Source organism: Vitiosangium sp. GDMCC 1.1324, from assembly GCF_003044305.1.
Lineage (GTDB): Bacteria > Myxococcota > Myxococcia > Myxococcales > Myxococcaceae > Archangium.
This window is the reverse complement of sequence record NZ_PZOX01000032.1, coordinates 23,969-47,993: the sequence shown is the minus strand read 5'-3', so window position 1 is coordinate 47,993 and position 24,025 is coordinate 23,969. Positions and strand designations below refer to the sequence as shown.

Sequence of the window (24,025 nt, the reverse complement as noted above, 5' to 3'; positions counted from 1 at the left end):
CCGCGTCCCATTCCCGGGTCGGCACGGACTTCCTACGCTCCCGCGCCCACCCGCCGCCGGACGCAAGAAGGTGCTGGCCCCCTGACTTCACCCTCCGTGCTCTTGATTGCCCCACCCGCCTGCGAGAGCCTCGTCCCCTGCCCGTGAGCCCTCCCCGCTTCTTCGTTCCCCACTCCGCGAGCCCCGCCGAGCCCGTAAAGGCCGATGCCGCCTCCGTGACGCACGCGGTGGACGCGTTCCAACTGGAACCCCGCTACCTCGGGGAGCAGGAGTGGTTCGTCTGCACCGACGTGGTGGGTCAGCTCGTCGTGGTGCCCGCGAGCGAACGGGACGCGCTGCCGCCCTCGGTCCAGGCGCAGCTCGCCCACCACGAGATCGCCTCCGGCCGCCCGCCCCGGCGCATCGCCGCGGCCGAGCTGTTCTTCTTCTCCCTCGAACTCATCGAGCACCCGGCGGACGCGGAGGGGCTCAATGATCCGGTGTACCTCTACGGCACGCTCATGGGGCCCTGGCCCGGGGACTCGGTGGTGCGCGTGCCGGGCCAGCTCACCGTGACGCGAGGCGACATGCTCGCGGGCCTCGTGCACGGCGCCGCGGATGCCTTCCACTACGTGAAGGACGCCGAGAGCCGCGACGCACCGCGTAGCATCCACGCGCTCCTGCCGGGAGACCGCGCTGAACGCCTCGCGGAGGGTCGCGGCCTGGTGCTCGCCTACCCTGCCGTGCCCGTCGAGCTCCAGACGAGCCACGCCGCCAACGGCTCGCAGGTGGCGAACATCCTCCACGACGTGCTCACCCAGCTTCAAGAAGACGCGCGCGCGCACGGAGGCCCGGAGGTGCTCACCACCCTGGACCTGCCCGTGCCCAGCCGCGCCATGGCCATCGCGGAGCTGGAGTCGCGCGGCTACGAGGTGAACGGCGACATCGCCACGCAGAAGAGCTCGAGGCCGGGGCTGATGGGCCGCATCGCGGAATGGGTCCACGGCGACAAGGTGAAGGTGCCCCGCGAGGCCGCCACGCCCGAGTTCCTCGAGCTCGCGCGCCGAGCCCTCACCTCTCTGCCTGGCTGGCCGAGCGACACGGAGCGCGCGCTCCGCTCCCTGGTGCGTGCGGGCAGCGGCGCCCCGGTGCACCACCCGGGCATCATCCGGACACCCGCAGCGCCGAAGCAGTTGCCCCCGCGCGCGCCGCCCGCGCCCCCGCGCCCGAGCGACTGGATGAAGGACTTCCTCGACGCGCACGAGCGCTCGGGCGGTGCGAAGCCGAAGCTCACCCGCATGCAGGCGCCCCCCGCGGCGACTCCGGCGAAGAAGGCCTCGCCCCCAACTTCCGGCACGCCGGAATGGCTCTCCGACTTCGCACCGGGCTCGCCTGTGCCCCGGGTGCGCAAACAGCCGGAGGCGAAACCCTCCGCGCCGCAGAAGAAGCCGGACTGGATGTCCGACTTCGACGACTGACCTCCCGTTGCGGGGCTCGCACGGGGGCGATACCGTTTCCACCACCCAGAAAGGCAGACGATGGGACACGAAAAGCCAGTCGAGCCGTTTTCGGATCTCCACCTCGAGGATGGGCGCGTTCGCGCGGTGCTGCTGCACGACCCGACCGTCGAGGGCCTGGACATGGCCATCTACATGGACGCCTCCGGCAGCATGAAGGACGAGTACGAGTACACCCGTCCTTCACGCACCTTCCTGGAGTGGATCCGGGGCGCCCCGTTGAAGGAGGCCGCCAACCAGGTCGAGCCCCAGGTGCAGTGGATGCTGGAGTACCTGGCGACGAAGGATCGCAACGGCCTGCTGCGCGTGGCCTACTGGGCCTGTGGCGCGTACGGCAAGGCCATCGAGGTCGTCGGCGAGCTGAAGGGCACGGACGTCAAGCAGTACAAGTTCCCCGGCGCCCAGTATCTCGGCGGCTACACCTACCTGGAGCCCGCGCTGCGCGACTACGTGCAGTACCTCAAGGAGCAGGTGAAGCACGGCGCGAAGCGTGGCTGCGCCATCATCGTCACCGACGGCAAGCTGCATGACGCCGAGGAAGTGGAGCGCTTCTCCGAGTCGGTCGCCAAGGAGATCCGCGCCGGACGTCTCCCCCGCCTCAACTTCGTGCTGGTAGGCGTGGGCGATGGCATCGACGAGGAGCAGCTCGAGAAGATTGCCCACCAGGAGTACCCGGGCGTGGGGCACCTGTGGTGCCACCGCATCGCCAAGGAAATCACCCAGGTGGCGGAGCTGGTCGCGGTGCTCGTGGACGAGACCATGACGGTGGCCGCCGGCGGCACCATCTACGACGACAAGGGCAAGGTGCTGAAGACGTACGAGGGCCGGTTGCCCGCGGTCCTCGAGTTCGACGTGCCCGAGGGCACGAAGAGCTTCACCCTGGAGGTGAGTGGCCAGCGCTTCACCCAGCCGCTGCCTGACGAGGACGAGCACCACGACGAGGGCGAGGAGGACCACCACTGATGGCCGGCCACGAAGTCATCGCGAAGCCTTTCTCCGACGTCCATCGCATGGGCACCAAGGTGGTGGCCACGCTGCTGCACGACCCCACGGTGGAGGGCCTGGACGTGGCCCTCTACATGGATGGCTCGGCGAGTATGGAGGACGAGTACGGCCCGCGCGGCGTGCTCGCCAAGCTCGCGCCGGTGAAGAACCTGGTCGAGCCACAGATGCGGTGGATGCTGGAGTACCTGGCCAACAAGGACCGCGACGGCAAGGTGCGCGTCGCGTACTGGGCCACGGGCGACGGCACCCAGCTGGAGGTGGTGGGCGACCTCACCGGCCCTCAGGCCAAGGACTACCGCTTCCCCGGGCCTCGCTTCTACGGCAAGGCCACGGTGATGCTGCCCGTGCTGCGTGACTTCGTGGCGCACATCAAGCAGCAGGTGCAGGAGGGCGGCGCGAAGCGAGGTCTCGCGGTCATCATTACCGACTCGCAGATCAACGACGCCAACGACGTGACGGCCTACGCCACGCAAGTGGCGAAGGAGATCGCCGCGGGCCGCCTGCCCCGCATCAACTTCGTCTTCGTGGGCGTGGGTGACCAGGTGGACGAGGAGCAGATGGAGGAGGTCTCCCACACCACCTACCCGGGAGTGGGTCACCTCTGGTGCCACCGCATCGCCGACCGCATGGAGGAGATGGCTGAATTGGTGGCGGTGCTCGTGGACGAGACGATGACGGTCGCCGCGGGCGGCACCGTCTACGACGAGCAGGGCAGGATCCTGAAGACGTACGAGGGCCGGCTGCCCGCGGTGCTCGAATTCGAGGTGCCGGCCACCTGCAAGGCCTTCACCCTGGAAGTGGCGGGCCAACGGTTCACGCAGCCCATTCCCGAGGACCACGGCGACGAGGATCACGACGAGGACCACGACGAGGACGAGCAGCAGGCTCCCGCGCCCGCTGCCCCCGCGCCCTCCCGCAAGCACGGCGGCCACCGCCACTAGGACCCAGGACCACCATGTCGGAGCAGAAGAAGAGCGGCACCCGGTTCGGACAGCTGACCATCAAGAGCGTCAAGACCGTGCAGGCCCACGGCAATGCCGTGCACGTGCATGGCCCCTCCTGCTCCCATGATCACGACCACGGTCATGACCATGCCCACGCGCACGGCCATGACCACGGCCACGAGCACGGCCCTGGTTGCTCTCATGACCACGACCATGGCCACGAGCACGGCCCTGGCTGCTCGCATGGCCACGACCACGGCCATGACCACTCGCACCGGCGCATCCATCCTCCCGGCCACCGGGCCGCGGAGGGCGGCGGCGTCGCGCTCCAGCTGGATCTGGAGGGCACGCTGCCAGGCGAGACGGACGACCAGGGCCGCTTCGCGATGCTCGAGGCCGCGCTCGAAGCGCACCGGGGCATCATCGACGTTCACCTCCGCCGTGACGCCGGCCACGCGGAGGTCTGCATCCACTACCAGCCCGAGCTCGTGAGTGCGACGCAGCTCCTCTCGCTCGCCCAGCGCACGGGGACGGTGGTGGCGGAGCGCTACAAGCACTTCACCTGGTTCGTGCGCGGCATGGCCTCGGCCGACGCGGCGACGCTCATCGAGCATGGCGTCGGGAAGATGAACGGCATCCTCACCGCGAGCGTGGCGTACGCCAGCGAGCGTCTGGTCATCGAGTACGACAGCCAGGCGCTGACACTGCACGACGTCGAGGCCCGGGTGAAGTCGCTCGGGTACGCGCTGGAGGTGCCCACCGCCGGCCATGTCTGCTCCCACCACGCGCACGGGGGCGGCCTCGCGCCGAAGCTGGAGCTACCGCTCGTAGTCGTCTCCGGCGTACTGCTCGCCGTGGGCCTCGCCGTGGAGAAGCTCTTCACCGCGCCCGCCTGGGTGCCCACTGCCCTCTGGGCCGTCTCCATGGCGAGTGGCGGCTTCTTCGCCATCCGCGGCTCGGTGCAGTCCATCCGCCAGCTGCGCATCGACATCGAGACGATGATGGTGGTGGCGGCCCTGGGCGCCGCGGTGCTCGGTGCATGGTTCGAGGGCGCATTCCTCCTCTTCCTCTTCAGCGCGGGCCATGCGCTGGAGCACCGGGCCATGGATCGGGCGCGCCGCTCCATCGAGGCCCTGGGCAAGCTGCGCCCCGAGGTGGCACGCGTCCGTCGCGGCAACGACCTCGTCGAGCTCCCCGTGGCCAACGTGCAGCGCGGCGAGCGCGTCGTCGTGCGCCCCGGCGACCGCATCCCGCTCGACGGCATCATCCGCGAAGGCAAGAGCTCGCTCGACCAGGCGGCCATCACCGGAGAGTCCATCCCCGTCGCGAAAAAGCCGGGGGACGAGGTGTTCTCCGGCACCATCAACTGCGAGGCCGCGCTGGAGGTGGAGGTGACACGCGTCTCCTCGGAGTCGGTGCTGGCGCGCGTGGTGGACATGGTGGCGCAGGCCGAGGCACAGAAGGGCCGCCGGCAGCGCTTCGCCCAGCGGATGGAGCGCACCTTCGCGCCGCTCGTGATGGGGACTGCCGTGGTGTTCCCGGTGGTGCTCGTGCTCACGGGCACGCCTCTGCAGCAAGCCATCCTCCGGGCGGTGGCGCTGCTCGTGGCCGCCTCGCCGTGTGCGCTGGCCATCTCCACGCCTTCCGCCGTGCTGTCCGCGGTGGCGGCGGCGGCACGGGGTGGCGTGCTCATCAAGGGTGGCCTCTCACTGGAGCTGCTCGGCGGCATCCGCGCCATTGCCTTCGACAAGACGGGAACCCTCACCGTGGGGCGGCCCCGGTTGCTCACCACGACCCCGGCGGCGGGCGTCTCCCGCGAGGAGTTGCTGGGCACCGCCGCCGCCGTCGAGTCGCTCTCCGCGCACCCGCTCGCGCGCGCGGTGGTGGACGCCGCCACCGAGCAGCACATCTCCGCGCCCGCCGGAAGGGATCTGGAAGCCATCCACGGCAAGGGCATCCGCGCGAAGGTGGGCGAGGAGCCGGTGGAGGTCGGCAGCCTCGCGCTCTTCGAGGGTGAGGCGGTGCCGGAGGACATCGCCGCCGAGGTGCACAAGCTGGAGGAGGCCGGGCAGACCACGATGGTGGTGCGCCGGGCGGGGCGCTACCTGGGAGTGCTGGGCGTGGCGGACACGCTGCGCGGCGGCGCGCGCCAGGTCATCCAGACGCTGAAGGAGGCCGGCATCGAGCGCACGGTGATGCTGTCCGGCGACAACGCGCGCGTGGCCCGCTCCATCGCCGCACAGGTAGGCCTGGATGAAGCACGCGCCCCGCTGATGCCCGCGGACAAGGTGACGGCCGTGAAGGAGCTGGGCCGCGAGCGCGCGGTGGCCATGGTGGGCGACGGTGTCAACGACGCTCCGGCGCTTGCCGCCGCCGCGGTGGGCGTGGCCATGGGTGGTGCCGGCTCGGACGCCGCGCTGGAGACGGCCGATGTGGTGCTGATGAGCGACGACCTCTCCCGCCTGCCCTTCGCGCTGGAGCTCGCCCGGAAGGCCACCGGGGTGATGCGGCAGAACCTCGTCATCGCGCTCGGGGTGAGCGCGGTGCTCATCGTCGCCGCGGTGCTCGGCCTGACGAAGATCTCCCAGGCCGTGGTGCTCCACGAAGGCAGCACGCTGCTCGTCGTCTTCAACGGCCTCCGGCTGCTCGCCTTCCGGCCTCGCACTCCGGCACCCGCCCTCGAGCCCACTGCGGGCATCCAGCCCACCGCCGGATAGACGGGCGCATTCGTCCTGCACGGGGCCAGACGGTCGCGGCCCCGTGGTACCTTGCCCCCTATGCAACGGTCGCTTTCAGCCGGCACCGACGCGGCCGGGTTGTGCATCTTCGATCCCGCCGCCATGCCCGGCGACTTCGATGGCCGGCTCCGCGAGGACCCGCCGGCAGCGCTCGATGAGTTGGCGGCCGCCGGCAGGCTATACCGGTGGGAGACGGGAGCGGATGGTTCCTACACACTCGGATTGTGGGTCGACAAGGCGATGCCGTCCGACCTCCGCCCGCACGCACAGCCCCTCGCGCAGCTCCCGGCGTTCCAGATTCCCGGCGGGCGGCTCTACTTCGCCGGCATCGAGTACGTGTTCCGGGATGACGACGCGTTCCTGAAGAAGCACCCGCACATGGGCCAGTCGTCCGATGTGCCCGCAGGCACCTACGGTTTCGAGCTGTACGAGCTCGCATATCCCGAGGGCTACCACGAGGACCTGCTGAACCACCGCCTCACCCACGCCGAGCGGCGGGCCCACGCTGCGATCAACGTGCTCTTGCCCGTCGGCGGTGTGCTCCTCGCCGTCGCCACGGTGTTGATGTTCGTCCTGAGCTTGCGCTCCTGGGCAACGATGGTGCTGCCGTTCGCAGCCATCGTGTTGCTCGTCATGCTCGCGTCGACGCGACTGCCTGCCTACCGCCGGGCGCGCCAGGTGAAACGAAGCATGGCGCTCGAACAGCCGGATTACGCGCTCGTCCTCCGTCGGCAGGATGAAAGCAGTCGAGGCGCGAGAGCACAGCCCTGAGGTGAGTGCGCACCCTTCCTGGTTCTTCCCGTGAACTACACGGCCCGTGCCGCCTAGTTGGCACGGAGGGCCTCGCACAGTTCCACTCGCACCAGCGCGTCCACGTCCGCACCAGGTAGAGCAACGGTTGCCGAGAAGAGCCCCGTCATGGCGTCGCGCTCGAAACGCCGCGGCGCCAGCGCCACGTTCCACATCCAGCGCACCAGCTCCACCACGCTGCGTGCGGCGGCGTGGTGACCGAACTCCAGTGCGGACCAATCCCTCTTGCACTGGAGCACCTGCTCACGGTGTGTCCGGCAAGGACAGCGCCCCCAGGACTCCACCGCGACCAGGGTTTCGGAGAGCAGCCTCATGCCCTCCTCCCCGTGGATGAAGCGGCCGCCCTGGTTCGAGGCGCCCGGGGTGCCCGACTGGTAGACCGGGAGTGCACGGCGGGCGAGTGCCGCCATGGCCCTCAGCACCGGACCCTTGCCCACATGATGGAGGACCCGCTTCCAGAAGCGCTGGGCCTCCAGGGAGTGCCACAGCGCGGGGAGGACGGGGGGCACCGCGTCACCCAGTTCCGCTCGCGCGCCAGCGTCCCCGAGCAGGGCGAGCACGCACCGGACATCGGCCATCGCGAGCGACGAGAGGACTTTGGACGACATGAGTTGTTACGCGCGCTTCTTCGCCGCCGGTTTCTTCTTCGCCGCCGGTTTCTTCTTCGCCGCCAGCTTCTTCTTCGCGACTGGCTTGCTCTTCGCGGCGCCCGGCGCCTTCTTCTTCCCCGGTGGCCGAATCACGGACTCGTAGTGCGCGATGTATGCCTTCGCGGGCGCACGGCGGACGGCCTCGCCGATCACGTCGAGCGCGACGTCCTCGAGCTTCTTGAAGCGCACGCACGACTTGCCCATGTCGAGCTTCTTGCCCGTCTTCGCCCACGCCTCGCGGAACCACTTCTCCTGCTCCGGCTGGCCATAGACGCACATCAGATAGACGGCCATATGGCTCTTCTGCGAGGCCAGCGACGCGAACGGCAGCGGCTGCTTCGGATCACAGTGGTAGCCCGAGGGGAACACCTTGTGCGGGACGTAGTAGCCGATCATCCCGTACTGCATGCCCTCCTCGTATTGCTCATCGAGGTTCTCGAGGATGACGTTGCGCACGGCGGAGATCGCCGCACGGCGGTCCTCCGGAAGCGAGGCGAGATACTGATCGACGGTGGTGGCTTTGCTCTGCATTGCCGCGAGTGTAGCGGCCGAGCAGCAGGGACGCAGCAAGGCAAGCGAAGCAGTGCTCGCACAGGCCGTGTCCCCTACCGCCCCGTCGCCTATCCGGCCTTCGACAGGGCACGCTCCTCCTCGGAGGCGGAGGACACTCCCCCATCAGCTCGGAAGATCTCGCGCCCGGACTCCATGACGAAATCGAAGTCGACCCAGGTGGCCGCGATGGCCGCCTGACCCCCAGGCTCGAGGCCGAGATCGGTCGTGAAGGGGTGGCTGGCGTGATCGCCCCAGCTCACCTGGAACGTTCCAGGGATTGGGCCATACCCCCGCAGGGTCTGTACGGCCGCCTTCGCCTCGATGATGGCCTGATAGCAGGCACGATCGGTGTGCTGCACGTCGCGGAACTGCTTCAGGAACGCGATCGTCACCTCGTTCGCGGTGAAGCTCCGCGCGATCGACGAAGCCCACTCGCCCGATGGATCGAGCGGCCGGACGACCTCCCCGATCACCTCGGCAACGGAGCGCAACGGGCCCGGGGAAGCATGGCTCCGTGCCACTTCGAGAATGCGGGCCCGGGTGCCACACGTCTCGGGTGTGTTCCGTTCGAGGACCTCACCCACCACCGAAAGGTAATCAAGCGCGTGTCCCGAGCGGCGTACCTCCGTCTCCACCACGCTCTTGGGAAAGCCGTAGATCTCTCGCCCGGCGGCCGCGGCGGCGCCCGTCGAGACGAAGACGTGTGGCAGGAACCAGACCAGCCGCTCGGGGATCAGCCCCCTCTTCCCAGAGCGCATGGCCCAGGCTGGCACCCAGAAGGCCACATCGGTCTCGGGCATGTAGCCCAGGCGACGGTGCTCGGGATCGCCCGAGAACGCGCGCCCGGCGAAGGCAGCGGCGAGCACGACGAAAGGGGCCGCGGGCACGTAGCGGACGTGCCCTCGCGCGGGGACGTTCAAGTACCGATCGAGCAACGCGCCCAGGGCGTCCCGCCGGGCCCGCAGCACGAGCGCGGTCATCGAGACTTCTTCCATCACATAGGGCGAGCGGAGTGCCATCTCGCCCGGACGGTCGACATAGCGCGGCAGCGCGACCGCGGGCCCGGCACGCCGCCGAGGAACCTCGCCAACGAGAGACACGGGCGCACCGAGCGCCTTCGCCGCCATCAGTCCGGACATCGTGGCCGCCTCGATGCAGCCAAGGTCATAGCCCGTCCGAGTCCAGTCGCCGGCCAGCACGAGTCCCTCGAACCCTGACTCATCGGGGGCGATGCGGTGCTTCTGCGAACCTGGCAGTGACAGCACGTAGCGGTCCGAAGGCTCCGCGTTGACGCGCAGGTATTGGGCGCGCAAGCGCTCGGGCCCGGTGCGCCCTTCCGGATCGAAGAGCCCCTCCCACTGTAGACTCCCGCTCGGGTCCGCACCGCCCGGCCAGATGTGTCCCAGGTGCTCCTCGAGAAAGCCGCGTGCGACTCCCTCCAGCGCCGAGCGGTCGCCGGCTCGTGGATCACTCGCGGAGACCGGTTCATCACCATTCCCGAGCTGACCGCAGGCGTAGAGGATGCCCCGCACACCGTCGCGCTCCTTCCAGCCCTCGATCGGGATGAGATGCGACATGTCCGCCCAGGTCTCGAGCGGCACCTGATAGGCGGTCGTGACGGGCGCGTCCGCGTTCGAGGCGAGCTGCCCGATGGGCGTGGTCACCCAGAGCTGCATCGACACCGTGCGCACCGTCTTGACGTGCTCGACCATGCGCTGCCACCTCGGGCTCGCCGCGATGAGCTCCGAGGCAATGAACGGAAGCGCTCCGAGGGAGATCCCGAGCACGACATGCTGGAAGTCCTCGCCCAGGTGCAGCGTGCGTTGCCCGACGTGGGGCCAGTTGCTCCAGAAGGAGGCGAGCTTCGCGCCATGGCGAGCGAGCGCCTCGCCCTCGACGAGCTGGTCATAGAGGGGTTGCTCGGGCCAGCACGGCAGCCCCCCGACATCGATCAGCGGGTGATACTCGCCGGCTCGGGGGGTCGCCTGCCGGCCGATGACGATGCGCTCGACGCGCCGCTGGTCGGTGGAGAGCTCGAGCCTCTCCACGCGGTGGAAGAACTCGAAACGGACGCCGCGCCGCCGCAGCACCTCGTACAAGGGCGCGAAGACGGTCTCGCCCATGCCCGCGCGCATCTTGTAGAAGATGGCGCCACGGTAGCACGTGAACATCCGGATCATTCCGAGCAGGGCGAGGCCCGCGCCCGCACCGGCACCGTCGCAGAAAGCCAGGTGGTAGAAGGCGCGGATCAGCCCGCTGGACACCGTCATCTCGGAAGCACCGTGCTTGCGCAGCCAATCGCTGAAGTCGAGCTCGTCGAGCGCCTCGAACTCATCGGCCGGTCCGAAGACGCCGCCGCGTAGGATGCCGATCAAGGCGACAGTGCTGAACTCGAGGACGACCCACAGGCGCCGCAGGTGGACGTCGGCCTCGAGGTCGCGCCGAGCCAGGGCCCGAAGCCGGTCGAGCAGGGACCGCACACTGTCCGCGAGGGCGCGCGCCGCCTTGCCGACCAGCAGCGACGCCTGGATCGTGAGCACGTGCTTGAGCAAGCCACGGAGCTGCCCGGCCACATCGTCGACCCCGGGCAGGACACCTCGCCTCTGGTTCCACCAGTCCATCGCATACCGGAGCACCTGCACTGTGGCGCGGCGGATCGACTCCGTGGGGCCCGGCAGCGGGCGCCCGTCACCGGGCCACTCATCGCTCTCGGGGAAGTTGACGCTCCAGTGATCCCAGCCTCGCGGGGTCTGCTCGCCGACGACGATGGCGCTGTGCTTGATGAAGGCGTCGCGCAACGTGCGCATCGCGGCGCCAGGTGGACGGCCGAGCTCCTCATAGCAGCGGCGCAGCAACGTGAAGGCGTTCTCGTAATACCCGAGCCAGACATGCAGGCCATGCTCCTCGATGCGTCCGTGCGCGTCCCGGTTGCGTACGCTCGCGCCCTTTCCTCCGAGCAGCCATCCGTCCTGGTAGACGGTGAGCTCGTAGCGCTCTCGGAGCGCTGCCGTGTCCGTCAAGGCGAAGGCGGCCGAGAGCGAGGCCATGCCTCCACCCAGAATGGCAATCTTCTCGCGACGGGGCGTGGTTCTGCCCGTGGTGGAGCGATGCGAAGGTGGGTGCATGGCAATGAATTTCCCAAACGAGAGAGGAAGTGTCGAAAAACGCATAGCCAGGAGAGGGGCTGGTATGGATTGTGTGAGATTCGCTCCCCGCCCTGCACGCATGCCTGCTCCTAGAGCGTGAAGGGGCGCACAGTTCTCTGAGACGAGGCTGATGAGAGGAATGTACGCGACAGTGATCTCCCCCCAACTCATCGACTCGGGCTGGCCCAACCGGCGGCCAGCCACGCCCTGGCCCGTCTGCGTGATCTGTTCAACCTCCTAACGGTCCTCGCCACCGCGGGCCCCTTCGACGTGTGACAGGAACCGCTCCAGTGACTGGTTCACCGCGTCCGGGCGATCGAGCTGGATCCAGTGGCCGGAGCCTTCGATCACCTGGTGCGGCACGCCACCGCCCAGCCGGTGCAGGCTGCGCGGCCCGTCATTCTCCGCGATGACGAGCGAGAACTTCGGCCCCGGATAGCGGGCGAGCGCGGCCTGTAGATCGAAGTGCACGCGCGAGCGGTGCACGCCCACCACGGCATCGATCGGCGTGGCCTCCAGGTCGCGCAGAAGCCGCTCGCGTATGGCGGCTTGGGGCCCGGCCATCTCCGCCCAGTCCTCCCTCAACACCCGCGCGACGTCGGGGGCATCCAGCGAGTCCAGGTAGGACCGCACCTGGGCCTCGGGGAGCATCCGGGCGTTGGTCATGGGATCCACGAGGAACAGGCCGGCAACCTGCTTCCGGTGGTCGCCCGCGTACGCCAGCGCGACGCCGGCCCCGATGCTGTGGCCCACGAGGACGAAGCGGCGCAGGTCCAGGGCCCGCACGACGGCCGCGATGTCATCCGCGAGAGACGTCAGCGCGTAGTCCTCGTGGGCCGGCGCCTCCGAGCCTCCATGGCCACGCAGCTCCAGGGCAATCGCCCGGCGCCCCGATGCGGCCAGGTGCTCGCACTGCGCCTGCCAATGCGACGCATTCCCCGCGAGCCCGTGGACGAAGACAACCGGCAGCGCATCGTCACGTCCCCCGCCGGTGTCGAGGAGCCGCAGGTCTCCCGCCGGACCCGGCACCTGGAAGGACTCCAGCCGGGGCCCGGTGCCGCCGCCCGTGAAGGCGATCCCCTCGGCGAAGGGGACCTCGTAGTGGGTGACGTGCAGGTCTCGGTCGATGAGGTAGCGATCGTCCTCGGGGAAGAAGACGGCACGCTCCGGGGTGTCACCCGCGAAGCGCCGCACCGCGTCCATCGACTCCCAGAGGGTGACGAGCAGGAACTCCGCGCGTCCCTCCGCGATGCGCCGCAGGCAGTAGGCCGCGAGGTTGCCCGGCGTGTTCCGATAGTGAGCGAGGCCGGTCTGATGGAGGTAGGCCAGATAGGCGTCGGCGTCCTCCGCCTTCGTCACCCCGCGCCACGTGCGTGCCAGCATGTCATTCTCCATTGTTGAAGACAGTGCCTAGCGCAATCCTCGACATGTACCCAGTCCCGCATTCGTGAGCTTCCACTTCGGAGCCCGGCCTGTCAGGCTCTGGTCATGGCTGACTTGATACTCACCGGTGCTTCCCGCGGTATTGGTCACGCCCTGGCCCTTGCCCTCGCCGAGCGGCGTGAAGATCGTCTCGTCCTCGTCGCCCGCGACCGCGCCCGCCTCGACGAGCTCGTCACCGCCGTCGAACAGAAGGGCGGCCGCGCCACCGCGGTGCCAGGTGACCTCTCGTCGGTGGCCGAGGCCCGGGCCCTCGGACAGCGCCTCGCCGAGGCCGTCACTCCCGGCGCGACACTCATCCACAATGCCGGGCTGTGGCCAACGAAGCGGGTCCTCACGGCGGATGGCCTCGAGACCGCATTCGTCGTCAACCACCTGGCGCCCCTCGTCATGCAGCAGGCACTGCTCGACGCCGGGCGCCTGCGCCGCATCATGGTGGTGAGCGCCGGCTTGATCGTGAAGGGGCTCTTCGACTCCAACCGCACCCCCACCGGCGACGACTTCTCCGGCATCCGCACCTACTGCACCACCAAGCTCTGCTTCGCCCTCGCCATGCGCGACCTCGCCGCCGCTCGGCCGGAGCTCGATGTCGTCATCCTCCACCCCGGTGTGGTGCGCACGGACCTCGGGGCCCGCACGGGACTCCTCGGCTGGCTCCTGTCGCTCGTGAAGCGCGGCTGGGAAGCCCCCGAGGTGTGCGCCGCACGGCTCGCGCGGATTCTCTCGCGCGAGCGTTGGTCTCCTCCTGGAGAGGCCCGCTGGCTCATCGAGGAGAACGAGCAGCCATGGCCCGCCGTCGCCGAGAACGAGGCCACCCGGCGCGCGGTACGGGACACCACCGCGCGTCTGCTCGCATCCGCGTGACGCCCGGAATATGAGTGGGGCAACCATGCCCACTCCGACTTCCGCCACCTCGATCGATGTTTCCCTCCAAGCCGCATGGCAACAGCTCTCGGCCATCCACTTGTCCTGGGAGGGCCTGACCGCGACGCCCCTCACCGCGGCGGTCGCCCTGCTCGGGGCGGTGACGCTGCTGTGCTGGGTGTTGCAGGCCGCGACCGGCAACTACTCCTGGGTCGACCGCCTCTGGTCCGTGATGCCTCCCGTCTACGCGTGGATCTTCGCCCTCTGGGGTGACAGGCCCAATCCGCGGCTCGTGCTCATGGCCGTGCTCGCGACGCTCTGGGGCGCACGGCTCACGTTCAACTTCGCGCGCAAGGGTGGCTACATCCCCACCGAGGAGGATTATCGCTGGGCCTTCGTACGTGACTGGCTGGCGAAGCATGATCCGCTGCATCCGCTCGGACGCGAGCTCTTCAGCCTGCTCTTCATCGCCGTCTACCAGCACCTTCTCATCGGACTGCTCATCATCCCCGCCGCGTTCGTCGTGCACGGGCTGGGACACGGCGTCGCGCTCGGCGCCGGGGACATCCTCGCCGCCATCGCATTCCTCGCGTTCCTCGCGGGCGAGACCCTCACCGACGAGCAGCAGTGGCGCTTTCAGCAGCACAAGGCGCGTCTGTCACCCGAGGAGCGCACACGGGCTGGTGGCGACCTCGCACGCGGGTTTCTCACGACGGGCGTGTTCCGCTACTCGCGCCACCTGAACTTCTTCTGCGAGATGAGCATGTGGTGGGTCATCGGCTGCTTCACTTGGCTGGCGGGGGCGCCCGCGCTGAACTGGACCTGGGTGGGACCCGTCCTGTTGACGCTGCTCTTCCAGGGCTCGACGGTGCTGACCGAGGCTCTCTCGATTCGCAAGTACCCGGCCTACCGTCAATACCAGCGCGTGACGTCGCGCCTTCTCCCGCTGTGGCCGCGTGGGTCGCTCGACCTGCATCCCGCGCAGGAGTCGTCACGGACGCAGCAGCCGGGCTGATGGTTGTCTCGGGGCAGGCCTTCGCCCCCGTGCATTCGCCAGAGCGCAGTCATTGCAGCTCTCGCAAGTTGTCGAAGCGGCTCCGGTCAACCCGGGTGATGTAGGGGTCGACCGCGACGACCGCCGGCTTCGCGTCGACGACGGCCGAGAGCTCGTTGAGGCCGCTCCGCAAGGCACAGGGTTGCAGGTAGAGGATGTGATTGGACCCCGATGCGGAGTCGGGGTGCGCGCTGAAGATGCCGACCGGGATCTTCTCATCCAGCCCGACGGGTGACTCGTTCCCACTGCCATCGGCCCGGCTCCTCGCCGCGGCAATCCGCATCTTCACTTCGTACCTTCCGCCCGGAAGCGGCGTGACGGCCGCGGACTCGAGCTTCAGGTCGTAGAGGGTGATCTCCTCGAGCCAATCGTTCACGAGCGGGTGAAGCTCCCGGGGAGCAACCGCGTACAACTGCGCGAGCAGGTCGCGGGTGGTCGGGGCTCCCCCCGGGCCTCCCTGCACGCGCAGGAGCTCGCGTAAAGCGCGGTTCACCGGCTCCTCGCCCAGGAGCTCCTTCAGGGCGTACATCACGAGGGCGCCCTTGCCATAGTAGATGTACGGCTGGTCCCCTACCCTCGCGAGCGGCATCTCCCGTCCCTCCTCATTCGAGCGGCCAGAGAGATAACGATCGAGCTCGAAGGACAGGAAGTCACGGACGCGCTCCCGGCCGTACATTCCCTCCATCACCATCAGCTCCGAGTACTTCGTCAACGACTCCACGAGCGTCGAGGCTCCCGCTCCCCGGACGGGAGAGAGCTGGTGCCCCCACCACTGATGGGCGACTTCGTGCGCGATCCTCCGCGAGACGAGGTCGAGCCTCTCCGGGTCCGTCGAGTCGGTGAGGAAGCCGCGATTCTCCACGAAGAAGATGGTGCCCGGCATCGCCAGGCCCCCGAACCTCCAATAGGAGGGAACCTCGACGATTCGCAATTGCTCGTGCGGATAGGGCCCGAAGTGTTTCTCCATGTAATCGAGCGTCGCCGCGGAGGCCCGGAGCATTCGCTCGACGTTGTAGCCATGTCCCGGGTGGGAATAGATCTCGATGGTGATGTCTCTGTGCTGGAGCTTCGAGACCTCGTACCGCGCCGATGCGAACGCGAAGAAGTTCGTCATCCGAGACTCGGATCGATAGTGGAAGTAGCGTCGGCCGTCCTTCTCCCACTGGCGCTCCAGCCGCCCGGGGGCCACGGCAATCTGGTCCGCGGACGTCGACACCGTCGCATCGAAGTCCAGCCACTCCGTCACCTCGGGCTCCTCGCCATGAGGAGAGTCCTCGCGCTGCGTCCCTTCCGGCAACCCGCGCTTGCGGCGCTCTCGTGGCTCCTGGAGCTCGTAGGTCGCGCGATAGCCCATGCTCGGGAAGCCGCGCAGGCTCATGATGAATGAGCCATTTCCCACGAGAGAGGTATCCGGCTCGTCGTCGACGAACCCCGGGTTCGAGAACTCGAACGCGAAGTGGAGCTCGGTTCGTCCACCCGGGGCGAGCGGCTCATCCAGCTCGAACCTGTACATTCCGAACCGTTCGTCCCGTGAGGCGAGCTTCGCTCCTGGAACGGAGAGCTCGACCTGGCGGGCCCGGCGGCCCACGGCGACGAGCACCTCGTGGATGTCCGTCTTCGTCTCGTTGACGAGCTGGTAGCGGCCGGACACACGAGAGCGGCGATCCTCCGGGTACAGCTCGACGTCGGTGGTGACCGAGGAGATCGTCGGCCGCGGCAACTGTGCGAAAGGCTTGTAGGCCTTCTCGTAGTCCGCCTTCCAGTCGAGGAGCTCCCTGGCGGACATGCGCTCATTCAAGCCATCGGTGTTGTAGAGAATCCAGCCACCGGTGAGGGCCCAGACGGCGAGCAGCAGGACGGACACGGGGCGATGGGTCCGAGCCCAGCCGCGCCGCAGGAACCGGAGCCGCTCGCCGAGCGTCGAGCCCACGGCGCTTCTCCACAACACCGACGCGCCGACTCCCAGGAGCAGGCCGAGCGCCCCCCAATGGATCATGAACCAGTGGAACGGCGTGGCAAGGTGACCAAAGCCGTTCATGTCGGAGTACGGCACGCGCGGCGCACTGGCGAACCGCCAGAGATGGTGCTCGAGGCCGAGTGCCCCACCCTGCTGCCGCAGCAGCCCGGCGAGGAGGACGAGCAACATCCCGACGTACCTGCCAGGGCTCAGCGCATGCAGGAAGACAGCGGCGGCGGCGAACAGGAGGAGCGGGACTCCCTCGAAGTAGAACAGGGACAGGTAGAGCCCCGGCTCGAAGTTCCAGTAACCGTGCGAGACCTGCACGGCCAGACCGACGAAGATGCCGGAGACGATGATGCTGAGGATCAGCACCGCGAGCGCGGTCCACTTGGACGCCACGAAGGCTGAGCCCAAAACAGGCGTGGCGGCGAGCGTGTCGGCGAACCGGAAGCGCCGCTCGCGCCAGATGAGCTCCGTGCTGTAGTAGACGAGCACGATCATGCCCATGAGGGAGAGGGGCTGGCGAAGGGAGGAGAGGATGAGGCTCGTCGTAGGATGGGAGAGCGAGCCGTACTCACCCCCCTTGAGGTCGGAGAGGATCTCCGTCGCCACGAGCGCCACCCAGAGCAGCAGCACGAGCAGGAAGGGGATGCTCTTGAGGAGGGTGCGCAGCTCGAGCTTCACCGCGGAGCCATAGGCGGCGAGCCACGGACCAAGCGTGCCCCTGTCCGCCGGAGCCGGCGCTCGGGTCAGTGCACGGAGACCCCGCTCCGGGAGCATGTGGGGAAACACGGGCCCGCTTCCCTCGGAGACACCGTGCACCCCGCTACCGGACCCCCCAGCGCCCTTCGACTTCCTCAGGACCCGGAAGGAGAAGAGACGGTAGACCCCCACCAACAGCAGTGCGGCCGCTGCCAGGGTCACGAGCCGGTTCAACAGGAACACGCCACGCAGAGCGACGAAGCGGGTGTTCTGCTCGGCCGAGGTCCAGTAGCGCGTCTGATCGAAGAAACCGGAGAGGCCGAACGGATCCACCAGGGCGGCGAGTGCCAGTCCATCACCACTCCCCGGAGCCGACCCGGCCATCAGCGGCGAATCGGTGAGCGCGGCGCAGATGAAGTACAGGACGTAGACAGCCACCGCGCCCACGTGGCTGGCGAGCGTGCTTCGTGTGGAGGCCGCGAGCGAGAACAGCAACGCGGCGGCGAACAGCATGTTCGGCAGCACGAGCACGGCGAACGCCCACAGGTAGCTGAAGACGTTCACTGCCCCGGCCCGCTCGGCGTCCTGCCACGGCATGAAGCTGGCGACGAGCATCCCCACCACCGAGAAGCTGAAGGCACAGAGGGCGGCGAGGAACGAGCCCGCGAACCGGCTCGCCAGGTACTGAAACTTCCCGACCGGGGTGCAGTAGAGGAGCTCCGCCATCCGGTGCTCGTCGTCCCGCGTGACCGCGTTCGCGGAGAAGATGGCGAGGGCGAAGACCGAGAGGAGCGAGAGGAAGCCCAGCGACTCCGCGACCAACCAGGGCGCGTGGAGCTTCACGCTGGCCGGGCCGAACCCCGTGGCGGTGAGGGCGAAACCGAAGAAGAAGAAGCCCAGCGCCGCGGCCGCGAAGGCCGCCTGCCGCGAGTGGTAGCGCCACTCGAACCGGATGAGCTCGCTCAGCACGTCACCGCCCCCCGTCGCGTCCGCTGGTCTGCGAGGGAGGAGAAATAGACATCCTCGAGATCCGGAGGAATCCGCTCGAAGCCGGGCCCGGGGCTCTCCTCGGACTGGATGTGGACGCGGATCCTTCCCCCGAAATGGTGCGCCGAGAGCACCCGTTGCGCGGAGCGGTACTCCTCCAGCTCGGCCTTCGTGACGGTCTTGCGCCAGAGACGCCCTTCGAGCTGATCGATCAGCCGCGTGGGATCTCCCTCGAGCAGGATGCGCCCGCCGACGAGGATCGCCATCCTCGGACAGAGATCCCTCACGTCTTCCACGATGTGGGTGGAGAGGATGACCACCACGTTCTCGCCCACCTCGCTCAGCAAGTTGTGGAAGCGGTTGCGCTCCTCCGGGTCGAGCCCCGCGGTGGGCTCGTCCACGATGATCAACCGCGGGCTTCCCAACAGCGCCTGCGCGATTCCGAAGCGCTGCTTCATTCCTCCGGAGAACGTGCTGACGTCCTTCTTGCGGACGTCGTGGAGATTCGTCAGGTGGAGCAGCGCGTCCACCTGATCGGCCCGCTCGCCCCGGTGGGTGATTCCCTTGAGCACCGCGAGATGGTCCAGCAGGTGCACGGCCGAGACTCCCGGGTAGACGCCGAAGTCCTGCGGCAGGTATCCGAGCTGGTGCCGGACGTGCTGCGGCTCCTGGATGATGTTCCGTCCGTCGAAGAGGATCTCCCCTTCATCCGGCTCCTGGAGCGCGGCGATCGTCCGCATCAGGGTGGACTTCCCGGCGCCGTTCGGCCCGAGAAGTCCGAAGAGCCCACTCCCGATGGTCAGACTCACACCGTCGAGCGCTCTCACTCCGTTCGCATAGGTCTTCGACAAGCGTGAGATGGTCAGCATCCCGCAGCCCTACGGTGGCCGTGCGAAGTGATTGCAGGGGGCTCGCCCGCCCCGAGGCTCAGGCCACCTTGGGGGTGATGCCCAGCGTGTCCGCGTAGCTGTGGAGCCCGCGGATGTGATTGCCCCCATCGACGGCGAGGGTGTCACCGGTGATCCACGACGCCAGGTCGCTGCACAGGAACGACACCACCTTGGCCACGTCCTCCGGCTCGCCGCAGGTCTTCCCAAGCGGCGTGTGGGCGAGGAACTCCCGTCCCATGGGTCCCTGCATGAGGCCGGCCCCCTCGGCGAGCGGCGTGAGGATGGCCCCCGGAGCCACGACGTTCACCCGGATCCCATACCGCCCCAGCTCCGAGGCCGCGACCTTCGAGAAGTTCGCCAGCCCCGCCTTGGAAGCACAGTAGTGGGCCAGCCCATCCGTCACCGCCGTCTGGTTCAGCGAGGAGATGTTGACGATCGACCCGGGCTGCTTCGCCTTGACGAGCGCCCGCGCGAGCTCCCGGGTGAACAGGAAGGGTCCCTTGAGGTTGATGTCCACGACCCGCTCGAAGTCCTCCTCCGACAGATCGAGGATCGGCGTGATCGTGGCCGTCCCGGCGTTGTTCACCAGGATGCCCGGCAGGCCGAACTCCCGCGTGGCGACCTCGATGGCCCGCGTCACGTCCTCCACCCGGACCACGTCTCCCGCGAAGGGCACCGCCCGCGTACGTCCCTCCGCGGTACGGTTGAGCTGCTCGGCCGCCGCCTCCACCTTCTCCCGGGTCCGGCCAAAGAGCAGCACATTGGCTCCGTCCCTCATGAGGCGCGAGGCGATTCCCAGCCCGATGCCCTGTCCTGCGCCCGTCACGATCGCACTGCCAGATACGAGCTTCATCCTGACTCCTTTTTGTCCGGGTGTTAGGGACAGGCTACACGGGCCGTACGGGGGGACAAGGCATTGGCTCTGACTCGGGTCTCGCGGTTACGATCCGTCCACGCCCACTCACGCGGCGCCTATGAATCAGCCCTGGAGATACATGAGGGACCCGCGAGTCCTCGCCGCGCTCGTGGCCTGTGTCATCGGCATGCCGCGCCCTGCCCGGGCCGCTGACTCCGTCACACGCCCGGCCCCCCGCGTCTTCGAGCACCAGGCGGATGGGACGGCGCTCGAACACAACGTCACGTTCGCGGGCGCCGTGCTCGACACACCACCCGCCCGGCTGCTTCAGCGATTTCCCGAGCGCTACTCGGATATCCCCGGCGTCTTCACGTTCCGCGGCGGCCCCATGCGCACGGGCGGCTCCTGGGGCACCTGTCCCCTGCGCGAGCGGAAGTTGGAGATCGCCTGGGTCGCCACCACCGGCCGCAGCCGCTCCCACTGGGGCGGCGGTGCGGGTTGGACGGGTCAGCCCGCCATCGTCGAGTGGCCCGCCGTCATGCGTCACTCCATGAGCCGCCTGGGCCCTCGCCGCTTCGAGGACGGTCTCGTCGAGGTCATCCAGGGCTCGCTCGATGGCTCCGTGTATTTCCTGGACCTGCGCACCGGCCGCCCCACGCGCCGCCCCATCCCCACTGGCAATCCCATCAAGGGCAGTGTCTCGCTGGATCCGCGCGGCTATCCCCTGCTCTTCGTCGGCCAGGGCATCCCGGAGAGCAGACCCATCGGTCTGCGCCTCTACAACCTCATCACCCACCAGGAGGTCTTCTTCCTCCCCGGACGAGACGCGGAGTCACCTCGCAAGGACTGGGGCGCCTTCGACAGCTCGGGCCTGCTCAACCGCGCCACCGACAGCTACATCGTGGGGGGCGAGAATGGTCTCTTCTACGTCCTGCGGCTCAACACCGACTTCGACTCCATCGCGCTCACGCTGAAGGTCCGTCCGGAGATCCTCCGCTACCACTACGCGCCCCCCGGCAGCGCGCACTACGGCATCGAGAACTCCCTCTCCGTGGTGGGCAACCTGGCCCTCTTCGCCGACAACGGTGGCACGCTGCAGGCGCTCGATCTGCAAACCTTCAAGCCCGTGTGGGCCTTCGCCGCGGGTGATGACACCGATGCCAGCCTCGCGGTGGAGCTCGAGGGCAATCGCCCCGTCCTCTACACCGGCACCGAGGTGGACAAGACGGGCCCTCGGGGCCGCGCCTGGCTGCGCAAGCTGGACGGCCTCACCGGCCGCGTCCTCTGGGAGCGCGCCTATCCATGCCAGGGCGCTCGCGAGCCGAAGAAGATCGACGCGGGCGTCTTCGCCACCCCCCTGGTCGGCACGGGAGATGTCGCGGGCCAGGTCGTCTTCACGCTCTCGCGCTGCCCGGACTTCACCAGCGGCCTCATGGTGGCGCTCGACAAGGCCACGGGCGCGGAGGTCTGGCGCCGCCCCCTGTCCCGCTTCGCCTGGTCCTCCCCCACCGCCTGCCGGGACGAGCAGGGCCACACCTTCATCCTGCAAGGCGATATCCGCGGACAGGTGCACCTGCTCGATGCGCGCACCGGTGAAGTGCTCCACTCCGTCCAGCTCAAGGGCGGCATCGAGGCCTCCCCCGCCGTGTTCAACGACATGGCCGTGCTGGCCACGCGCGGCGAGTGGATCTATGGCCTGCGCCTGCGCTGACCCGGGCGTTAAGCTGCCTCCATGCGACTGCTCCTCAACATCCTCTGGGTCATCTTCGGAGGCGGCTTCATCATCTGGCTCGAGTACGTGATCGGCGGCCTGCTCCTCTGCCTGACGATCATCGGCATCCCCTTCGGCGTGCAGTGCTTCAAGATCGCCGGGCTCGGGCTGCTGCCCTTCGGCAAGGACATCCTCGACGCGCCGGGAGGCAGCGCCGTCGGCTTCGTGCTGAACGTCTTCTGGCTCATCGTCGCCGGGGTGTGGATCTTCCTCAGCCACATCGCGCTCGCGCTGGGGCTCGCGGTGACGATCATCGGCATCCCGTTCGCCATCCAGCACGTGAAGCTCGCGATGCTCGCCCTCGCGCCCTTCGGGAAGCTCGTGCGCGAGACGCGGTAGCCGGCTTCAGAAGGCCACGCCAAAGGCCAGGCGGGGCGTGGGGACGAGCACCACCCGGAGCGCTCCCTCCGACGCCTCGAGGTCGGGGATGGATCGGTACTGGGCGGAGAAGCCCGCCGCGACCGTGAACCGGTCGAACAGCACCAGGTTCCAGCCGACCGTCCCACCGAGCCCCAGCCCCACCGCCTGGCGCCGCTCATGGTTGGCGAAGCGGATCTGGTAGTTCGCGCTGAACTCGGGTCCGAAGTAGATGCCACTCGGAGCATTGCCGAGCACGAAGAGGCGAATGCCGAGCGTTCCCGCCAGCGTCAGGTGCCACAACTCCGGCGTCTGGCCATAGGCGAACTCCGGCCCCACGTAGACCGAGAAGCCCTTGCCGAAGGCCCGCTCGTACTCGACGCCGAGCTGCGAGTGTTGGAGCGCCAGTGGGTTGAGGGTGAAGGTGTTGCGGGCCCCCAGGTCCTCCGGTGCCGGAGGCTTCGGCTTACCGAGGTTCTCGACCCAGTCCCGGAACCGGGTCAGGACGTCGTCATTCGCCAGCGCGGCCCGCGGGCTGAGGACACACAACGACAGGAGGAAGATCAGCGCAGCACGAAGCATGGTCATCCTGGGAAGGGGGCGTGCCCACCATCATCGAGCACCCCCGGGTCCGCCTCAAGACGCCCCGGCCCGGTGCTCCGGACGCCGCCCCGAAGAGCCAGGTTGCCTGACCCCCGAGGGTCCAGCGGAGGACCCTCCAGAAGACGCGCCCGGGAGCACGGCATGGCGTTCCCTGTCCTCGAGCCACGCGGAGATGGCCTTCTCACACGCCTCATAGCGATCGAGGAAGGCGAAGTGGCCGCTGTCGACCTCGACATAGGTGGCGAGGGGGCCGGCGCGTTGCGCGTAGTCACGCATCAGACGCGCGGGCATCATGGAATCGCGTCTCCCCTCGACGAGCAGCACGGGGACACGCGGGGGCGGCGCTTTCGACGAAGCCCCCGAGATGAGCACGAGCCCCCGCAACTCCAGCCCGGGGTGCGCGGCCCGGCCCACGAGCACGCTCGCGCCCAGCCCGCCGTTGGAGAGTCCTCCGAGGTACACCCGCCGGACTCCACGCCGCGCGAGCCACGCGAAGGTGTGCTCGAGGGTCTCCTCGCCCCTGCGCGACCACCAGTCCCCCGCAGGGCCCACCGAAGGACACACCGTGAGCGCCGAGATGGCCCGGGCCGAGCGCGCCATCTCCCAGCAGTACACGGCGAAGTTGCCGGTGTAGCCGTGGAGCATCACGACGGCGACCTCGGAGGAGTCCCTCCCCTCGGGAGGAATGACGACGGCATCGAAGGACTCGGGAGACTGGAGCCCGAGCCACGTCGCGATGGCGGGCGTGGCGATCTGTCCCTCGGAGTCACGAAGCCGGGCGAAGGCCCCTTCGAGCGCCGGAACGAAGTCGCGAGCATCCGCCGCGGGGAGGCGTCCGGAGAGGAGGAGCGCATGCGCCGCGAGCAAGGTCCCATCCCGCTCATCGACGAGACGGTTCACGAGTCTCCATCCCCCATCCGGCAGACGCGCGGTGTGCAGGCCCTTCCCATCCGAGAACAGGAGCCGCGCACCGGCGACGATCAGCAGGAGGCCGAGCCCCACCCGGGTCAGGCCCCGCCACCTCCGCCAGCGCTTCGTCAGCAGCCCGGCCGAGGTGACGACGGCGCCCACGACATATCCCCAGCCCGACGAAGTCGCTCCGATGACGGTGGCCGCCACGGCGAGAAAGACAGCCACGGGGCCCACGAGGAGGCCCAGGAAGAAGGCAGACCCCGAGGCCATGGTTCGGGACGGATGCTG

At 68.6% G+C, this 24,025-nt stretch carries 18 protein-coding genes; 9 read left to right on the top strand and 9 right to left on the bottom strand.

Features of this window, described 5'->3' with window-relative positions:
• Positions 1-143: 143 nt before the first annotated feature.
• The 5 genes from DAT35_RS52230 to DAT35_RS52210 are packed head-to-tail and all read left to right on the top strand — an operon-like array spanning position 144 to position 6,954.
• Positions 144-1,457 (top strand): hypothetical protein, encoded by a 1,314-nt coding sequence (locus tag DAT35_RS52230; RefSeq protein ID WP_108076989.1) that lies wholly within the window; start codon positions 144-146, stop codon positions 1,455-1,457.
• 60 nt (positions 1,458-1,517) lie between these two features.
• Entirely contained in the window at positions 1,518-2,459 is a 942-nt protein-coding gene (locus DAT35_RS52225; protein WP_108076988.1) for a vWA domain-containing protein, read from the top strand.
• The gene (locus tag DAT35_RS52220) at positions 2,459-3,442 is read left to right on the top strand and encodes a VWA domain-containing protein (protein ID WP_108076987.1); all 984 of its coding nucleotides are present in this window, start codon (positions 2,459-2,461) and stop codon (positions 3,440-3,442) included. Before DAT35_RS52225 ends, DAT35_RS52220 begins: the two co-directional genes overlap by 1 nt.
• Before the next feature lie 14 nt (positions 3,443-3,456).
• On the top strand, positions 3,457-6,162 hold the full coding sequence (locus tag DAT35_RS62260) for a cation-translocating P-type ATPase (protein WP_108076986.1): 2,706 nt from the start codon (positions 3,457-3,459) through the stop codon (positions 6,160-6,162).
• A gap of 60 nt (positions 6,163-6,222) precedes the next feature.
• Entirely contained in the window at positions 6,223-6,954 is a 732-nt protein-coding gene (locus DAT35_RS52210) for a hypothetical protein (RefSeq protein ID WP_146210233.1), read from the top strand.
• Between the two features lie 53 nt (positions 6,955-7,007).
• Here the strand turns inward: DAT35_RS52210 and DAT35_RS52205 are convergent, their stop codons facing one another.
• The 4 genes from DAT35_RS52205 to DAT35_RS59575 form a co-directional block, all read right to left on the bottom strand.
• Positions 7,008-7,601 carry a hypothetical protein gene (locus DAT35_RS52205; protein ID WP_108076984.1) on the bottom strand — a complete coding sequence of 198 codons (594 nt, stop codon included), beginning with the start codon at positions 7,599-7,601 and terminating at the stop codon, positions 7,008-7,010.
• 6 nt (positions 7,602-7,607) lie between these two features.
• Positions 7,608-8,174: a DUF1801 domain-containing protein gene (locus DAT35_RS52200; protein ID WP_108076983.1), complete on the bottom strand. Its 567-nt coding sequence runs from the start codon at positions 8,172-8,174 to the stop codon at positions 7,608-7,610.
• 89 nt (positions 8,175-8,263) lie between these two features.
• On the bottom strand, positions 8,264-11,320 hold the full coding sequence (locus DAT35_RS52195; protein ID WP_158502251.1) for an NAD(P)-binding protein: 3,057 nt from the start codon (positions 11,318-11,320) through the stop codon (positions 8,264-8,266).
• 258 nt (positions 11,321-11,578) lie between these two features.
• The gene (locus DAT35_RS59575) at positions 11,579-12,724 is read right to left on the bottom strand and encodes an alpha/beta fold hydrolase (RefSeq protein ID WP_158502249.1); all 1,146 of its coding nucleotides are present in this window, start codon (positions 12,722-12,724) and stop codon (positions 11,579-11,581) included.
• Positions 12,725-12,829: 105 nt separating this feature from the next.
• Between DAT35_RS59575 and DAT35_RS52185 the strand changes: the two genes are divergently transcribed.
• Together DAT35_RS52185 and DAT35_RS52180 are read left to right on the top strand one after the other, a co-directional pair.
• A complete protein-coding gene (locus DAT35_RS52185; protein ID WP_108076981.1) occupies positions 12,830-13,645 on the top strand; it encodes an SDR family NAD(P)-dependent oxidoreductase in 816 nt (271 codons plus the stop codon).
• 25 nt (positions 13,646-13,670) lie between these two features.
• Complete coding sequence (locus DAT35_RS52180; RefSeq protein ID WP_108076980.1) at positions 13,671-14,660, top strand: DUF1295 domain-containing protein; 990 nt, start codon at positions 13,671-13,673, stop codon at positions 14,658-14,660.
• 49 nt (positions 14,661-14,709) lie between these two features.
• Here the strand turns inward: DAT35_RS52180 and DAT35_RS52175 are convergent, their stop codons facing one another.
• Genes DAT35_RS52175 through DAT35_RS52165 form a run of 3 tightly spaced genes read right to left on the bottom strand, consistent with a single transcriptional unit; the run spans position 14,710 to position 20,091 of the window.
• The gene (locus tag DAT35_RS52175; RefSeq protein ID WP_108076979.1) at positions 14,710-18,330 is read right to left on the bottom strand and encodes a M1 family aminopeptidase; all 3,621 of its coding nucleotides are present in this window, start codon (positions 18,328-18,330) and stop codon (positions 14,710-14,712) included.
• Positions 18,324-19,217: an ABC transporter ATP-binding protein gene (locus DAT35_RS52170; RefSeq protein ID WP_108076978.1), complete on the bottom strand. Its 894-nt coding sequence runs from the start codon at positions 19,215-19,217 to the stop codon at positions 18,324-18,326. The genes DAT35_RS52175 and DAT35_RS52170 overlap by 7 nt, the downstream gene beginning before the upstream one ends.
• 58 nt (positions 19,218-19,275) lie before the next feature.
• Positions 19,276-20,091, bottom strand: a complete 816-nt coding sequence (locus DAT35_RS52165; RefSeq protein WP_108076977.1) for an SDR family NAD(P)-dependent oxidoreductase — start codon at positions 20,089-20,091, stop codon at positions 19,276-19,278.
• Positions 20,092-20,233: 142 nt separating this feature from the next.
• On the opposite strand from DAT35_RS52165, the gene DAT35_RS52160 reads away from it, so the two are divergent.
• Positions 20,234-21,805 carry a PQQ-binding-like beta-propeller repeat protein gene (locus DAT35_RS52160; protein ID WP_158502247.1) on the top strand — a complete coding sequence of 524 codons (1,572 nt, stop codon included), beginning with the start codon at positions 20,234-20,236 and terminating at the stop codon, positions 21,803-21,805.
• A 21-nt stretch (positions 21,806-21,826) separates the two neighbouring features.
• Positions 21,827-22,204: a YccF domain-containing protein gene (locus DAT35_RS52155; protein WP_108076975.1), complete on the top strand. Its 378-nt coding sequence runs from the start codon at positions 21,827-21,829 to the stop codon at positions 22,202-22,204.
• Positions 22,205-22,210: 6 nt separating this feature from the next.
• Here the strand turns inward: DAT35_RS52155 and DAT35_RS52150 are convergent, their stop codons facing one another.
• Both DAT35_RS52150 and DAT35_RS52145 read right to left on the bottom strand, forming a co-directional pair.
• Entirely contained in the window at positions 22,211-22,804 is a 594-nt protein-coding gene (locus DAT35_RS52150) for a hypothetical protein (RefSeq protein WP_146210231.1), read from the bottom strand.
• A gap of 54 nt (positions 22,805-22,858) precedes the next feature.
• Complete coding sequence (locus DAT35_RS52145) at positions 22,859-24,007, bottom strand: alpha/beta hydrolase (RefSeq protein ID WP_233262219.1); 1,149 nt, start codon at positions 24,005-24,007, stop codon at positions 22,859-22,861.
• Positions 24,008-24,025 lie beyond the last annotated feature (18 nt).